The sequence below is a fragment of the Mesorhizobium sp. WSM4837 genome (assembly GCF_055811435.1).
Genome location: NZ_JBVVQE010000017.1, coordinates 54,030 through 68,921 on the forward strand (window position 1 = coordinate 54,030; position 14,892 = coordinate 68,921).

At 62.3% G+C, this 14,892-nt stretch carries 18 protein-coding genes and 2 pseudogenes; 7 read left to right on the top strand and 13 right to left on the bottom strand.

Features of this window, described 5'->3' with window-relative positions:
* Positions 1-15: 15 nt before the first annotated feature.
* On the top strand, positions 16-1,266 hold the full coding sequence (locus AC0L3D_RS12415; RefSeq protein WP_473644500.1) for a glycoside hydrolase family 5 protein: 1,251 nt from the start codon (positions 16-18) through the stop codon (positions 1,264-1,266).
* On the opposite strand, the pseudogene AC0L3D_RS12420 reads toward AC0L3D_RS12415, so the two are convergent.
* The 7 genes and pseudogenes from AC0L3D_RS12420 to AC0L3D_RS12450 all read right to left on the bottom strand — a co-directional run.
* Positions 1,260-2,173, bottom strand: a pseudogene (locus tag AC0L3D_RS12420) (metallophosphoesterase). The gene AC0L3D_RS12415 and the pseudogene AC0L3D_RS12420 overlap by 7 nt on opposite strands.
* Before the next feature lie 124 nt (positions 2,174-2,297).
* The gene (gene ruvB, locus AC0L3D_RS12425) at positions 2,298-3,335 is read right to left on the bottom strand and encodes a Holliday junction branch migration DNA helicase RuvB (RefSeq protein WP_027152903.1); all 1,038 of its coding nucleotides are present in this window, start codon (positions 3,333-3,335) and stop codon (positions 2,298-2,300) included.
* Positions 3,336-3,393: 58 nt separating this feature from the next.
* Positions 3,394-3,798, bottom strand: a complete 405-nt coding sequence (locus AC0L3D_RS12430) for a PIN domain-containing protein (RefSeq protein WP_473628545.1) — start codon at positions 3,796-3,798, stop codon at positions 3,394-3,396.
* Positions 3,795-4,079 (bottom strand): AbrB/MazE/SpoVT family DNA-binding domain-containing protein, encoded by a 285-nt coding sequence (locus AC0L3D_RS12435; RefSeq protein ID WP_473628547.1) that lies wholly within the window; start codon positions 4,077-4,079, stop codon positions 3,795-3,797. The genes AC0L3D_RS12430 and AC0L3D_RS12435 overlap by 4 nt, the downstream gene beginning before the upstream one ends.
* Before the next feature lie 69 nt (positions 4,080-4,148).
* Entirely contained in the window at positions 4,149-4,769 is a 621-nt protein-coding gene (gene ruvA / locus AC0L3D_RS12440; protein WP_473628548.1) for a Holliday junction branch migration protein RuvA, read from the bottom strand.
* A 10-nt stretch (positions 4,770-4,779) separates the two neighbouring features.
* A complete protein-coding gene (gene ruvC / locus AC0L3D_RS12445; RefSeq protein WP_287319837.1) occupies positions 4,780-5,289 on the bottom strand; it encodes a crossover junction endodeoxyribonuclease RuvC in 510 nt (169 codons plus the stop codon).
* 116 nt (positions 5,290-5,405) lie between these two features.
* A pseudogene (locus AC0L3D_RS12450) lies at positions 5,406-5,606 on the bottom strand (LysR substrate-binding domain-containing protein); the annotation flags it as partial.
* 305 nt (positions 5,607-5,911) lie between these two features.
* On the opposite strand from AC0L3D_RS12450, the gene AC0L3D_RS12455 reads away from it, so the two are divergent.
* On the top strand, positions 5,912-6,199 hold the full coding sequence (locus tag AC0L3D_RS12455; protein ID WP_473512272.1) for a hypothetical protein: 288 nt from the start codon (positions 5,912-5,914) through the stop codon (positions 6,197-6,199).
* 82 nt (positions 6,200-6,281) lie between these two features.
* On the opposite strand, the gene AC0L3D_RS12460 is transcribed toward AC0L3D_RS12455, so the two are convergent.
* From AC0L3D_RS12460 to AC0L3D_RS12485, 6 genes are all read right to left on the bottom strand, one after another.
* On the bottom strand, positions 6,282-6,449 hold the full coding sequence (locus AC0L3D_RS12460) for a hypothetical protein (RefSeq protein ID WP_473644502.1): 168 nt from the start codon (positions 6,447-6,449) through the stop codon (positions 6,282-6,284).
* A complete protein-coding gene (locus AC0L3D_RS12465; RefSeq protein ID WP_473628552.1) occupies positions 6,446-6,796 on the bottom strand; it encodes a DUF2200 domain-containing protein in 351 nt (116 codons plus the stop codon). The genes AC0L3D_RS12460 and AC0L3D_RS12465 overlap by 4 nt, the downstream gene beginning before the upstream one ends.
* A 412-nt stretch (positions 6,797-7,208) precedes the next feature.
* The gene (gene rcdA, locus AC0L3D_RS12470; protein WP_091593429.1) at positions 7,209-7,739 is read right to left on the bottom strand and encodes a protease adaptor protein RcdA; all 531 of its coding nucleotides are present in this window, start codon (positions 7,737-7,739) and stop codon (positions 7,209-7,211) included.
* Positions 7,740-8,139: 400 nt separating this feature from the next.
* Positions 8,140-8,544: a hypothetical protein gene (locus AC0L3D_RS12475; protein WP_473628553.1), complete on the bottom strand. Its 405-nt coding sequence runs from the start codon at positions 8,542-8,544 to the stop codon at positions 8,140-8,142.
* Between the two features lie 308 nt (positions 8,545-8,852).
* The gene (locus tag AC0L3D_RS12480; protein ID WP_473628554.1) at positions 8,853-9,623 is read right to left on the bottom strand and encodes a sulfite exporter TauE/SafE family protein; all 771 of its coding nucleotides are present in this window, start codon (positions 9,621-9,623) and stop codon (positions 8,853-8,855) included.
* A 111-nt stretch (positions 9,624-9,734) separates the two neighbouring features.
* Positions 9,735-10,193: an Lrp/AsnC family transcriptional regulator gene (locus AC0L3D_RS12485; protein ID WP_128245948.1), complete on the bottom strand. Its 459-nt coding sequence runs from the start codon at positions 10,191-10,193 to the stop codon at positions 9,735-9,737.
* Positions 10,194-10,327: 134 nt separating this feature from the next.
* Between AC0L3D_RS12485 and AC0L3D_RS12490 the strand changes: the two genes are divergently transcribed.
* The 5 genes from AC0L3D_RS12490 to AC0L3D_RS12510 all read left to right on the top strand — a co-directional run bounded on the left by AC0L3D_RS12490 (position 10,328) and on the right by AC0L3D_RS12510 (position 14,779).
* Complete coding sequence (locus AC0L3D_RS12490) at positions 10,328-11,257, top strand: DMT family transporter (RefSeq protein WP_473644504.1); 930 nt, start codon at positions 10,328-10,330, stop codon at positions 11,255-11,257.
* Between the two features lie 133 nt (positions 11,258-11,390).
* Complete coding sequence (locus AC0L3D_RS12495) at positions 11,391-12,038, top strand: thiamine phosphate synthase (RefSeq protein ID WP_473644506.1); 648 nt, start codon at positions 11,391-11,393, stop codon at positions 12,036-12,038.
* A 1-nt stretch (position 12,039) separates the two neighbouring features.
* The gene (locus AC0L3D_RS12500) at positions 12,040-13,071 is read left to right on the top strand and encodes a tetratricopeptide repeat protein (RefSeq protein ID WP_023800000.1); all 1,032 of its coding nucleotides are present in this window, start codon (positions 12,040-12,042) and stop codon (positions 13,069-13,071) included.
* Between the two features lie 202 nt (positions 13,072-13,273).
* Positions 13,274-13,840, top strand: coding sequence for an elongation factor P (efp, locus tag AC0L3D_RS12505; RefSeq protein ID WP_023800001.1), 567 nt, complete (start codon positions 13,274-13,276; stop codon positions 13,838-13,840).
* Between the two features lie 138 nt (positions 13,841-13,978).
* On the top strand, positions 13,979-14,779 hold the full coding sequence (locus AC0L3D_RS12510) for an inositol monophosphatase family protein (RefSeq protein ID WP_128173555.1): 801 nt from the start codon (positions 13,979-13,981) through the stop codon (positions 14,777-14,779).
* Positions 14,780-14,892 lie beyond the last annotated feature (113 nt).

Consider the following 14,892-nt stretch of genomic DNA (forward strand, 5'->3'; position numbering starts at 1 on the left):
TGGCGCATGAACCCGATGGCACTGTTGACGGCGATGATCAAGACCTCGATGGCAGCGCTGCTTGCGCTGGCCGCGCTGGTGCCGCCGGGCCAGGCGGCGAGCTTTATGATGAAGCGCGGCCTCAATCTCGACCAATGGACGACATGGCCGGGCGAGGACAAATGGGGCGACCGGCGGGCAATCCTGCCCTATCCGGAATGGCGCAAATTCCTCAACGACGACGACCTCAAGGCGCTGAAGAGCGCCGGCTTCGATTTCCTGCGCATGCCCGTCGATCCGTCGCCGTTCCTGTCCGGCGAGACGCTGGCGCTGCGCGACGAGCTCTATGCCAGCGTGCTGGCCTCGGTGCGCATGATCAATCGCGCCGGCTTGAAGGTGATCGTCGACATGCACCTGATCCCCAGCGGCAGCAGCCGCAAGATCGGCATGGGCGAGGTGATGGACGATCCACAAATGTTCGACGCCTATGTCGAAATGGTGCGCAAGATGGCGCGCACGCTGGCCGATGAGGATCCGCGCCAAGTCGCTTTCGAGCCGATGAACGAGCCGGTCATCGACTGCGACGCCGACGGCACCGGCCTGTGGCCGGAGCGCCAGCAGAAACTGTTCGCGGCGGCGCGTTCGTCAGCCACCAGGCTCACCCTGATCCTGACCGGCGCCTGCTATTCCAAGGCGGTATCGCTGGCAAAGATCGATCCGAAGGCGATCCCCGACGACAACATCATCTGGACCTTTCACTCCTACGACCCGTTCCTGCTGACCCATCAGGGCGCGACCTGGGCCGGCGACTTCATCCCCTATGTCACCGGCCTGCCCTATCCGCTCAGCGCCGTCCCGCGCGCCCAGCTGGATGCTGCGCTCGATACGATCCGCGCAAGGATCAAGGCCGAGGCGCCATGGGCGCGCCAGAGCGGCCTGCTTGCCTATCTCGACGAGCAGGTCGCCAGCCTGGACACGGACGAGGAGCTGCGCGAGACGATGGAGGCGCCGTTCACCAGGGTCGAGGCCTGGGCAAAGGCCAACGGGATAAAGCCGGAGAACATCACGCTCGGCGAATTCGGCATGATCCGCCAGGAATACGGCAATCCCTACGTGATGCCGGCCGAATACCGTGCCGCTTATGTCAGGGACATGATCGCGCGCGCCGAAGCCCATGGCTTCGCATGGTCGGTCTGGAGCTATGGCGGCGCCTTCGGCATCGTCGACGCTTTTGATGGCGACAAGGCCGAGCCGGATGTGATGGACGCGATCAGGTCACTTCATTGAAGTGCTGAACCCAGGTCGATCGAAAGAATCTCTGGGCGCATCCCGAAACGCACCGGCAGGATGCTGAAACCGAGGCCTCCGGAGACGATCAGGTTACAGTTCTCCTCCACGACATGGCCATAGGCAAAACGGTTGCCGAAGCGGGACGGCACGACCGGAGAATAGCCGAGCAACCGCACCTGTCCGCCATGGGTATGACCCGAAAGGGTCAACGATACCCGTGGCGGGACCTTCGGGAAAATGTCCGGCTCATCTGCCAGCAGGATAACAGGGGCCTTGTCGCTTACCTTTGCCAGCGTGCCGTGCAGATCGTCCAGTCCTTTGAACCTGCTGCGGCCCCAGGCCTTGCCCGGCCGCAGCGCAAGTTGGTCGGCAAGTCCGGCGACCCAGAAGCCATGCCCGTCTTTTTCCAGGCGCACCACATCGTTTTCCAGGACCGGTATGCCGGCGCTCTCGAGCGCCCGGCGCGCACCGTCGGCCCCAACCCGGCCTTCTGCGCGGAAAGGTCCTCCCACCAGTCGTGATTGCCAAGGATGGACCACACGCCGAGTGGCGCCTTCAGGCCTGACAAGGCCGGCGCCCATTCGGAGGAGCCCACCCAGTCCGTAACCAGGCGTGTGCCGGCTGCATAGTCGCCAAGCAGGACAATCAGATCCGGCTGCAGGCTGTTCGCCCGTTCGGCAAGTGACCTGATCCGCTCCGGCGTCATCCATGGCCGACAGGCATGAATATCGGCGAGAGCGACGACGCGAAGCCGCAATCCTGCAGTCCAGTTTGGCGGGGTCAGTGAATAGCGCTTTACATGTGTCAGCAGCATCGGCTCGAGGCCAACCGCATAAGCATTGAGCGACACGGCGGATAGGAAGGAACCGCCGATGAGGCGCAGGAAGCCGCGTCTGGTGATCATCGCTCAACCCCTTCGTTCGTGGAACCGACGGTCCCACAGCGAAGCGTTAGAGCCCGCAAATGCGCCGGCAAGCTGACCAGGATTAGGAGATTTTGCGCAGGAATGGAGCCGCAAGGCCGCGCGGCTACTCTTCCTGGAACAGGCTGATCTGCTGCTGCGCAAGGTCCTTCGGCGCATCGAGGCCGAGATGCCGCCAGGCATTGGCGGTCAGCACGCGGCCGCGCGGTGTGCGCTGAATAAAACCCTGCTGGATCAGATAGGGCTCGATGATGTCCTCGATGGCGTCGCGCGGCTCGGAAAGCCCTGCCGCGATGGTCTCGATGCCGACCGGCCCGCCGCCAAAATTCCGCGCGATCATCGAGAGATAGCGGCGGTCGAGCGCGTCGAGGCCGAGCGCATCGACCTCGAGCCGCGTCAGCGCCTCGTCGGCGATCTGGCGGTCGACGTGACCGTCGCCGGCGACGGAGGCAAAATCACGCACGCGGCGCAACAGCCGGCCGGCGATGCGCGGCGTGCCGCGCGCGCGCCGCGCGATCTCCAGCGCGCCATCGTCGCCGAGCGGCATGGCAAGAATGCGGGCGCCGCGCCGCACGATCTGTTCCAGTTCCTCGACCGAGTAGAAATTGAGGCGGACCGGAATGCCGAAACGGTCGCGCAGCGGATTGGTCAATAGGCCGAGCCGGGTGGTGGCGGCGACCAGGGTGAAGCGGGCAAGATCGATCTTGACCGAGCGCGCCGCCGGCCCTTCGCCGATGATCAGGTCGAGCTGGAAATCCTCCATCGCCGGATAAAGGATTTCCTCGACCGCCGGGTTGAGCCGGTGGATCTCGTCGATGAACAGCACGTCGCGGTCTTCGAGATTGGTGAGCAGTGCTGCGAGATCGCCGGCCTTGGCGATGACCGGGCCGGAGGTCGAGCGGAAATTGACGCCGAGCTCACGTGCCATGATCTGCGCCAGCGTCGTCTTGCCGAGGCCGGGCGGGCCGACGAACAGCACATGGTCGAGCGCCTCGCTGCGCCCCTTGGCGGCCTCGATGAACACTTTGAGATTGGCCCGCACCGCCGCCTGGCCGACAAAATCGCCGAGCGTCTGCGGACGCAAGGTCTGCTCGGCGTCCTCGCCGCGCTTGTCGGGAGCAATGAGGCGTGGCGAAAGGCTCATGCGGGCACCTCGAAGGAACATCGAATGATGGGAGAAACCCTCAAATGGTATGTGTCGCTCATGCGAGCAGTTCCATGCCGGGAATGGCCTTGGCAGCACGCTGATCGAAAGTGACTGTGTGCGAGCAACCCAATTTCCGATTGTGCTCGGAAATCAACGCGTCGGCAAAGTCGACCTGCACCGAATTCGATCGCTCGAGCGCGATGACGATAGCATCGAAATCTTCGAACTCCAGCGTCTTGATCTTGAGCAGCCGCTGGATCGCGGCCAACACCTGTTCCTTTGGCTGCCTGTAGCGCGAAGCCAACGACCAGCTGAATTCGACCAGCACGATCAAGCTTACGAAACCGGGCATTTCCGCACTGAGGCCGCCGCCGAACGCAAGCGCCTTCGCCCGCTGCTCCGGATCGTCGTTAAGAACCATGCGAAGCAAAACGTTTGTATCGATCCCGATCGACGTCAAGCGGCACCCTCTTGTCCGTCGTTTGACCGATCTCCGACAACATGCCGGCCGACCGCATCCCGCACTGCGGCGTCGATCTCCTCCAGCGTAGCAGGACCGCCAGGCGGATCTCCCAAGAATCCGGCGAGGTCGGCAAATCCGAGATTGCGCGGCGTTCCGATCAGAACACCATCCATGACCGTCCAGGCAATCGTATCGCCTGTCTTGAGTGACAAGGCGTCCCGGACGTCCTTCGGAATCGTGAGCTGCCCCTTGGAGGTCAGACTGGCATACGCACCCATATTCTTACTCCTGGAGAAAATTCTTACCAATTACATAGTAGTCGGAATTTTATTTTTCCAGCAACCATTTCACCGCGCCAGTTCCTTCAGCCCGAAGCGGATCAGCTTCGACGCATCCGCGTCCTCACCGGCGCTTTTCAGCGCCGCCGCCACCGCATTGGCGGCGGTATCGCGCGAATAGCCGAGATTGACCAGCGCCGAGACGGCGTCGGTGATCGGCGCCGGCGCGACGCCTTCGCCAAGCTCCTGCTTCAGGCCGATGGTGCCGGACGCAGCGCCTGCAAAGGCCGGCGCCTTGTTCTTCAGTTCGGTGACGATGCGCTCGGCCACCTTCTTGCCGACGCCGGGCGCGCGGCTGACCATGGCAATATCACGCAGCGCGATGGCATTGGCGAGATCGGCCGGCGCCAGCGTCGAGAGAATAGCCAGCGCCACCTTGGCGCCGACGCCCTGCACATTGCTCATCAGCAGCCGGAACCATTGGCGCTCCAGAACCGACTGGAAACCGTACAGCCTCAACATGTCTTCGCGGACATAGGTCTCGATGAACAGCACCACCGCCTCGCCGGGGGCCGGCAAGGCGGCCAGCGTGCGCGCCGAGCAGTGGGCGACATAGCCGACGCCGTGCACATCGATGATGCAGAAATCCTCGTCGATCTCGTCCAGCGTGCCTTTTAGCTTGCCGATCATGTGTGGTCCTTCATGCCAGCGCCGCCAACCTGTAGACAACACTCTGCCGATGATGCGCGTGGCAGATGGCAATGGCCAGCGCGTCGGCGGCATCGTCGGTGTCGAACGTCGCCTTCGGCATCAGCACCTTGACCATCATGTGGATCTGCTTCTTGTCGCCATGGCCGACGCCGATCACCGCCTTCTTGACGGCGTTGGGCGCATATTCGGCAACGACCAGGCCGGCCAGCGCCGGCACCAGCATGGCGATGCCGCGCGCCTGGCCGAGCTTCAGGGTCGCGGCCGCATCCTTGTTGACGAATGTCTGCTCGACCGCCGCCTCGTGCGGCATGGCGGCGTGCAGGATCTCGGCAAGCCCGTCATGCAACTGGCAAAGCCGTGTCGCCAGCGCCGCCTTGTCGTCTGAACGCACGGTGCCGGAGGCGACGAAGCGCAGCGAGTTGCCGAGGCTTTCGACGATGCCCCAGCCGGTGCGCCTCAGCCCCGGATCGATGCCGATGATGCGAATCGTTTCCCCCATCCGCCAAGTCTACCCGTGGCGGACAGCGATGCCAGCGAAATGTGAACAAACCAGAAACAGGTTCTGCTGCGTCCTAATAGGGCGTGAGCCAATCGCGCGGTTTAGATCCCCTCGCTTCAATTCCGATGTCGTAGCGCATCGACGATGACTTTGAACGCGGGAAGATTTTGACGACGGCTCGGATAGTAGAGGAAATAGCCTTCAAAAAACGGCGACCAATCGTCCAGAAGCTGAACCAGCTTGCCACGTGCGATGTGCTGCTCGACGATGTTCTCCGGGACGTAGGCGATGCCGTATCCACTGGCCGCCGCGCGGACAGTCTGGCCCGGCAGGCCAGATGCTTATCATCACGAGCGGTCAGGGCTGGGTGCAGGAAGAGGGCAGAACCAGCTAGCGCCGAGCAGCAGACGCGCTCGGCCGAAGAGTTTGGCACCTGTCGGTGATCGGTCGGGTCCCAAGCCAATTTCCCGCGCTCCACTTTACTGCAAGACGGTCAAATTTGAGCTTTCGCATTCATGTTTTGTCGAGCGTATCTCTTAGAGTCGCCTAAACCTTCTGGGCCGTAAGCTGTAACCGTGCTGAATCGCCGTCAGCGCCGATGACGACGAAATAGGAGAACGCAATGCCTCGCAATCACGTTGAACGTCTTGAAGAGTTCAGGGAAATCCTGGTCGCGACTCGACGCGAAGGAGTCCGTAACGTGCACCATACCCGCGACGCAATGCGGGCAAGCGGGTTTCAGATCGGGGACAGCGATGGCTCCAGCTACGGAGCCAAGCTAAAGGAGCTCCAAGAGGAAATCGAGGCAGTCGATCGCGCCCTCGAAGACGAGAAACGGCTGGCCTTGGCCCTTGAAAGTGCGGCTCAACCCCGCCGACCAATCAAGCCGAGAATCGTAAAGGGAACATAGAGCCGGCGACGGCCCTTGCTGCCCGTCGCGTGGATATGCCTGCGACATCGTGTCGGGCTCGTCGTCGCCGTGTTACAGAGCCCTAAACGTCATCCGTTGCCATCAAACGGGCCGGCCGAAGCCGCCCTGTGTCGATGTCGAATTCGCTGTGTCCATCATTGTCGATGCCGTCGCTACCCTCGCCAACGGCGTTCTTCAGGTATCCGATCTGAAACGGATCGCGGTCGATGCGATCGTGCGATCGCGTCATTTCCGCAAGATCTTCTCCATCGCCTTGCCCCTGGCAAGCTCATCAATCAGCTTGTCGAGGTAGCGGGTTTCCTTCATCAGCGGGTCTTCGATGTCTTCCACCCGGACACCACAGATCACCCCCGTGATCAAATTCCGAGAAGGATTCAGTTGAGGCGCCTGATCAAAGAAATCCTTCAGGCTGGTTTTCTTCCCCAGCTGGGCGTCCAGCCGCTTCTGGGTGTAGCCCGTCAGCCAGCGGATGATCTCATCAACCTCGGCTTTGGTGCGTCCTTTCTTTTCCGCTTTGGCGACATAGTGCGGATAGACGCTGGCAAAGCTCATGGAATAGATTCGATGCTCGGTCATTGCACCCCCTTATGCGGGCTGGACCAGAGGTTTGAAACAGCGCCGCAGATGTTCGATGCTGTCCGCGTCAATTCTACCCGTGCTCGTCGCCTCGGCAATGCTTTGATCGCGTCGATCGCATCCTGCGACGAGTCTATCCGGACTTCGTTATTGATCTTGCCTTCAACGGATGACCGGTCGCGCTACTCGGGCACAAGGTTTGGCTATCCTACCGGGCAATGCAAGATCTAGTGCCTGTCTAGGCTGCCACTGGGCAGTATGGGGACTAGTGAGCGCGTAAATGGCGCGTTTGCGCAATTATGCTCGAAACCAGCCCGGCGGCTTGCGGCCCCATTTCGGCCCAAACACGATTTGAGGATTGGCCCACAAAAGGACGCTCCTGGCGTTTAGCGGAGAATTATCGAGCAGTCTCTCAGCCGCGGGCGAAAGCCGTGTTGAGCAGCGTGATCTGATCGGAAACCGGATTGATGCGGCGGCCGGATGGAGCGGCCTCGGCCACGGCGCCGCCGTAGATTTCCTCGTCCATGCGACGCACCAGCGCCTGCAGGCGCAGCGAGCGGTCGATGAGGTCAAGAAAATCCTTGGGCAGCTCGACCCAGCCTGCGGCATCGTTGTTGGCGGAAGCGGTATCGAGACGCACCTTGGATTTTTCGGAAGCAACCTGATCGCGAGTCATCTCGCCGGAATTCGCGGCGCGCTGCAGAAGCAGCCATGAGGCGACCTGCATCAGCCTCGTGGTCAGTCGCATCGACTCGGCCGCATAGAGCGTCGCCGCCAGCCTGGACAGTTTCTTCGCCTCGGCCCGGCCCTTGCCGTCCAGATATTCGGCCGCCTGCTCGACCAGGCCCATGCCTTCCTGGTAGAGCGGCTTGAAGGATTGGGAGAAAACCCGGCGCTCCGCCAGCTTGATGGTTTTCGCGCTTCCCATCGAAGGATCGTTCATCGATACGCCCTGCACTTGCCTTACAGCCGGCCGAATCGGCGTCATCGCCGTCACGCCTGCACCCTATATGACCGAGGCTTGAAAATGCGCTTCGCCGCCGGTGAAGGCAAGCACATGTTTAACAAACGGTTAACGGCGGCGCAGCGGCACGGGCGACCGGCAATCCGGATCGCCGAAAAAAAAGAGCCGCGGATAAGGCGGCTCTCAGGAGTTTAACAGGGAGGCGTCAAACAAAGTGGCTCCAACCACTCGGTAAGAATCCAGATCACTGGATGCGCATAGTAAACGCCCGTAAAGCTTAATGAAGCCTTAACAGCGTGGATATTTTTTGAACAAGCGTCGCCCGCTGTGCCGTAACAGCACAACAACTCCAGGCTTTTTGGGGCCTAGACCTTTGGACTCAGGCCTTTTGCGTCTCAGCATGCCGCTCTGCCTTCCACGCCACCGGCAGCGCGATATAGGCGAACAGCAGCAGCCCCGCGTAAAAGCCCATCGAGGATGTTGCCACCAGCGGCTCGATCGCCGGGTTGCCGGCAAGCATGATGTAAAGGCCGATCAATAGGCCGGTGCCACTGATTGCCGTCAACCAGAAATGCACGGTGGCAAGCGTCTTTTCCGCGACTGCCGGAAACAGATGGTAGAAGAAGGCGAACACCGCCGACATCAGCCATCCGGCCACCATGATGTGGGCGTGGGTTGGCATCTGCGCATGATCTTTGCTGATCGCCATCTGCAGGCCGAGCGCCATTCCGACCAGTGCGTAGACAACGGCCAGCGTGAAGAAGTTTCGTGCTACCTTTTGCATTGTGTGCCCCGATTTGCCTTTTCCCGTCATGGGAATGGGTTGAGATCAGGCGGTCGCCCCGCCACCGGGTCCCCGGCATCGGCGCATTAGCATCGGCAATGTTTCTGGACGATGTCGCATCGCGCCCGACCCTTCCCCGGCGCTGCCACAATAGCCGAAAACGGCGGGACGCGCTTGCGCAATCCTCGAGCGGTTCCCTTCCGGCCGTGTCTCACAGGACGCCGAACAAAGCCGTCTCCCGCGCAACATCGTTCCGAAACAACGCTGCTGACGGCTCGGCTGCCGGCGGCTTCCAACCGGCTGGCAATCTAGAAAAGGCCGGCGGTCCCGTCCCACAGGAGCTTGACCGCGACGACCGCTACGGTCGCATAGGTGAAGGGGTAGAACAGCTCCGGTCGCATCCGCCGCACCAGCCAGGCGCCGGCGATGGTCGAGAGCGGCGCCAGCGGTACCAGAACCGCCGATGCGGTCAGGTTGGTGGTGTCGAACTGTCCGAGCGCAAAATAGGGGATGAGCTTCAACGCGTTGGTGGCGGCAAAGAAGATTGCGGCGGTGCCCGACAGCACTTTCGGATCGAGCCGGATCGGCAGCGCATAGACCTGAAAGGGCGGGCCGCCGACATGGGCGACGAAGCTGGTGAAGCCGGCGACCGTCCCCCAGAGTGCGGCAGCCGCGCGGTTGGGCTCGGCCGAGTGGCGCGCACCGTGCCGCACCTGTAGATAGACCCAGCGAAGCACGAAGATAATCGCCACGGCGCCGACGATCAGCCGCACCATTTCCGCTGTCACCAGCGCCGCGGTCAGCCAGCCGAGGCCGATGCCGATCACTGCCCCCGGCATCATGTCCGCAAGCATCTTGCGGTCGTAGACCCCCCACCATGTCCACACCGAGACGACGTCCATCAGGCACAGTATGGGCAGCAGGATGGCGGCTGCCTGCACCGGCGGCATGGCCAGCGCCATCAGCGGCACGCCGACGAAACCGACCGCGCCGCCAAAGCCGCCCTTGGACAGACCAACCAGGATGACGGCTGGAACGGCAGCGGCATAGAACCATGGATCGAATAGCAAGCCTGACATCGTCGGGGAGCAGTTGGAGGGAAAGCGTGTAGACGCTGGAATAGCCGATAAACTTTCGCGCCGCGACAGCAAATGCGCACACGACGCTGTGGTCGTTCGTGCTGAGGCCTGTCACGGTTTTGAGGAGGCAGTTGCGCCGAGTGGCGGCGGGCGCCTGCGGATCGGCTGCCCCTTGATGATGGCTGTGCTCGTTTCGGCCTTGTCGGCGATACGGTCGAGAAGCTTGTCGAGGTCGCCGATCGAGCGCACGAACAGCCGGGCAACAAAGCAGTCGTCGCCCGTCACCTTGTCGCATTCGCCAAACTCCGGAATCTCCTCGATCAGCTTCTGGACAATATGCAGCTTGCCCGGCAAGGGCCGGATGCGAACGATCGCCTGCAAGGTGTAGCCGAGCGCTTGGGGATCGATTTCGACGGTGAAGGCCCTGATAACGCCACGATCCTCCAGCCGACGCAGGCGTTCCGCGACACTCGGCGATGACAGTCCTACCTGCTGGGCCAGTTCCTTCAATGAGGTTCGCGAATCCTTGATCAGGCTTTCGAGAAGGCGTCGGTCCAGATCGTCCAGCATTTTACATTCCCAAGGAAAAGGCCGTCTTAACCTTATTTAATTAGGTGTAACGGGCATATCACCCGGCTCAAATTATTGAAAGCGCTGATGTGGCATGGGATTATCAACCATCAGCGTTTCGAGAGGCAATATTCATGGACAGCACGATGCGTGGCACGGTCGAAATGACGGCCGCAATGGTGATCCTCGGCACGATCGGATGGTTCGTCGTCATGTCGGGCGAGCCCATCATGGACGTCGTCTTCTGGCGCTGCGCCTTCGGCGCTATAACGCTGCTGATCATCTGCGCTGCCCTGGGGCTGCTGCGCGGCACGCTGTCACTGCGCATCGTGGCGATTGCGGCCCTTGGCGGCGCGGCCATCGTCATCAACTGGCTGCTGCTGTTCAGCTCGTTTTCCCGCGCCTCGATCTCGATCGCCACGGCTGTTTACAACACGCAGCCCTTCATGCTGGTCGGCTTTGGCGCGCTCTTCTTCTCAGAGCGGCTGACCCTGACAAAGCTGGCCTGGCTTGGCATCGCCTTCGCCGGCATGCTGCTGATCGTGCAAGGCTCGCCTGATGCCGGCTCCGATGCAGGCCCCAATACAGGTAATGTCGGCACGGATTATTTTATCGGCATCGCGATGGCGCTGGGTGCGGCTTTCTTCTGGGCCGTCGCCGCCATCGTCACCAAGAAGCTCAAAGGCACGTCGCCGCACCTGATCGCCCTCATCCAGGTCTGCGTCGGCGTCGTCATCCTGGCACCCTTCGCCAACCTTTCCCACCTTCCCGCCGACGTGTGGAGCTGGAGCATGCTGGCGACGCTTGGCGTCGTCCATACGGGCCTGATGTACATCCTGATGTACAGCGCCATTCAGAAACTGCCAACCTATCTGCAGGGGTCGCTGTCCTTCATCTACCCTGTGGTCGCGATCCTGGTCGATGTCGTCGCCTTCGGCCACAGCCTGCATCCGGCCCAGATGGTCGGCGGCGCCGCCATCCTGGTCGCCGCCGCCGGCATGAATCTTGGCTGGACGCTGTGGAAATCGAAGACCCCAGCCGAGAGCACCCAGGCAATCAAGTGAGGCAACAACGTCGCCGTGCGACAATCATGCGCCAACGGTCCTGGCCGCCCGCCTGTTCAAGGCCGGCACTTTGCTCTATGCCGCAATGCAACCATCTTCGCCCGGCATAGGCGAAAACCGGGGTCAAAAACCAATGAACGACGCAACGCCTCCAAATCGCTGCCGCATCGTGCTGATCGCGCCGCCCGGCGTGCCAGCTGAGCACATCGGCGCGGCGTTCGAGGGCGGCGACGTCGCCTCGCTGATCCTGCCCGAAAACGACATGGACGAAGCCTCCTTCCAGGCCTTCGCCGAACAGATCGTGCCGGCGGCGCAAGCGGCAGGCATCGCTGTCATCATTGCCGGCGACACCCGCATCGCCGGCCGCGTCCAGGCCGATGGCCTTCATGTCGAGGCCGGCAAGGCCGAACTCGCCGAGACGATCGAGCGTTTCCAGGCAAAAATGATGGTCGGCACCGGCGGCGCCAAGACCCGCGACGATGCGCTGGAACTCGGCGAACTCAGGCCCGACTACATCTTCTTCGGCCGCTTCGGCTACGACAACAAGCCGGAGCCGCACCCACGCAACCTGTCGCTGGGGCAATGGTGGGCGGATGTGATCCAGATCCCTTGCATCGTCATGGCCGGGTCCGACATCACTTCGGTGGAAGCGGTGGCTGCCACCGGCGCCGAATTCGTGGCGCTGTCCAGCGCCGTCTTTGCCGAGGGCATCGACCCAAAGATGGCAGTCGCCAGCGCCAACGCGCTGCTCGACGAGACCGCGCCGCGTTTCGAGGACTGACGTGCCCGCGCCGACAATCCTTTTCGGTGCTTTGCTTGCGCAGCTCACGGTGCAGGTCGCCGTGGCGGAAACCGTCCCATTGCCGCAACCGAAGCCCGACACCGCTGCAAGCACGGACAAGCCGATCGCCACGCCGCTGCCGCAGCCCGCCACCACGGCGCCGCTGCCGTCGGCCGACGCCATTAATCCCGACCGCTTCGGTGCAAAGCCGTCGGATTCTGCCTATGGCGCCTTCCAGCGCGGCCTTTACAAGACGGCCTACAACCTCGCTCTGGTTCGCGCCCAGAACGGCGATCCGGCGGCGCAGACGTTGATCGCCGAGATATTGTCGCGCGGCCTTGGCGTGCCGGTCGACGCGGCGGAGGCGGCCAAGTGGTACGCGCTTGCCGCCGAGCAGGGGATACCGGAATCGCAGTTCCAATATGCGCTGATGCTGCTCGACGGCCGCTACGTCAAGAAGGACGAGAAAGGGGCTTACGCGCTGATGCAGGCCGCCGCCGAGGCCGGCAACCGTCTGGCGCAGTTCAATTTCGCGCAGCTGCTGGTGCGGCAGGACCCCGGCGATGCCGGCATCGCAAAGGCCGTGTCCTATTATCAGCGCGCCGCCGCGACCGGCCTTGCCGACGCGCAATATGCGTTGGCGCAGGTCTATGCCAATGGCGTCGGCGGCAAGCTGCGCGACGATGCCCAGGCGCGCGGCCTGCTGGCGCAGGCAGCAAGGCAGAACTACGATACGGCGCAGATCGATCTCGCTGCCTGGATGATCGAGGGACGCGGTGGCGCCCGCGACCTGAAGTCCGGCTTCGGCTGGATGAAACAGGCCGCCGAGGGCGGCAATGTCGCCGCCCAGAACCGCCTCGCCAAGCTTTACATGGGCGGCATCGGCACCGATCCGGATCCGATCCTTGCCGGCGCCTGGTACGTCGTCGCACGGCGCGCCGGGCTGATCGATCCGGAGATGGACGATTTTCTGCAGGGCCTGACCGACGACCAGACCAAGCAGTTGCTGCAGAAGGCCAACCGCCTGCCGTAAAGCGTCGCGGACAGTGAATATCGGGCAGCGGATGCTGACGAGGGAATGGCTCCGCCCCCCACTCCTCTCATGCCACCCCTTGCTCGCTCCCCCCTCTTGCCCACTCCCCCTCGTGCCCAATCGCTTGCCTCTCCTGGCGATTTGTGGTCTTGGAGGCGCCAAATCGCTTTCGTCGCGAAATCTCATTCCGGATCACATCATCATGGCCAAGATCAATGGCAACGAAATCCGTCCCGGCAATGTCATCGAGCATGATGGCGGCCTGTGGGTGGCGGTCAGAACCAACGCCGTCAAGCCCGGCAAGGGTGGCGCCTACAACCAGGTCGAGCTGAAGAACCTGATCAACGGCACCAAGCTCAATGAGCGTTTCCGCTCGGCCGAGACAGTCGAGCAGATCCGACTGGAGATGAAGGATTTCTCCTTCCTCTACGAACAGGGCGAAGCGCTGGTGTTCATGGACACCGAAAGCTACGAGCAGCTTGAATTGCAAAAGGATTTCGTCGGCGATCGCGCTGCCTTCCTGCAGGACGGCATGATGGTGACGGTCCAGCTCTATGACGAAAGGCCGATCGGCATTTCGCTGCCCGACCAGGTGACGCTGACGATCACCGAGGCCGACCCGGTGGTGAAGGGCCAGACCGCCGCCTCGTCCTATAAGCCGGCGATGTTGGAAAACGGCATTCGCGTGCTAGTGCCGCCTTTCATCGGCTCGGGCGAGCGTATCATCGTCGACACCAACGAAATCACTTATGTGCGCCGCGCCGACTAAGGCATGATCCCAAAGAGTTGCAGACTTTTTTGGACAAGATCATGTCTCAAAGCAAATAGCATCATCCCAAAACGTTGCAGACTTTTTGGATAAGATCATGCCTCAAGGCAAATAGGCGCAGCGGCAGGAAGAAGAGCAATGGCGCGTTCCGCGATCCTCAATGTCATGGTCCAGGCCGCTATGAAGGCCGGCCGCTCGCTGTCGCGGGATTTCGGCGAAGTGCAGAACCTGCAGGTCTCGATGAAGGGGCCGGGCGACTATGTCAGCCAGGCCGACCGCAAGGCAGAAGAAATCCTCTTCACCGAGCTGTCGAAGGCGCGGCCGGGCTATGCCTTCCTGATGGAGGAGCGCGGCCTGATCGAAGGCGATGACAGCCAGCACCGCTGGATCGTCGACCCGCTCGACGGCACCACCAATTTCCTGCACGGCATTCCGCTCTTCGCCATCTCGATCGCGCTGGAGCGCCAGGGCCAGATCGTCGCCGGTGTCGTCTACAATCCGGCGATGGACGAACTCTACACCGCCGAGCGCGGTGGCGGCGCATTCATGAACGACCGCCGGCTGCGGGTTGCCGGCCGCACCAAGCTGATCGACACGGTGATCGGCTGCGGCGTGCCGCATCTCGGCCGCGGCCAACATGGCAATTTCCTGATCGAGCTGCGCAACGTGATGGCCGAAGTTTCGGGCGTGCGCCGCCTCGGCTCCGCCTCGCTCGATCTCGCCTACGTCGCTGCCGGCCGCATGGACGGGTTCTGGGAAACCGGCCTGTCGGCCTGGGACGTCGCCGCCGGCATCCTGCTGATCCGCGAGGCGGGCGGCTTCATCTCCGACTTCGCCGGCGGGCAGAACATGCTGGATGGCGGCTCGATCGTCGCCGGCAACGAGACCATCCAGCGTGCGCTGTTGAAGACCGTCAGGAAGCCGGTAGCGCCGCGCTAGACCGCTGATCCCCGAAAAAGCATGAACCCGGACTTGGCGCGCTGAACCGCCGCAGTCGCAAAACCGCAACGAAAGCTTGAAATGCTGTCCGGCATCCGCCCAAATAAGGGGAT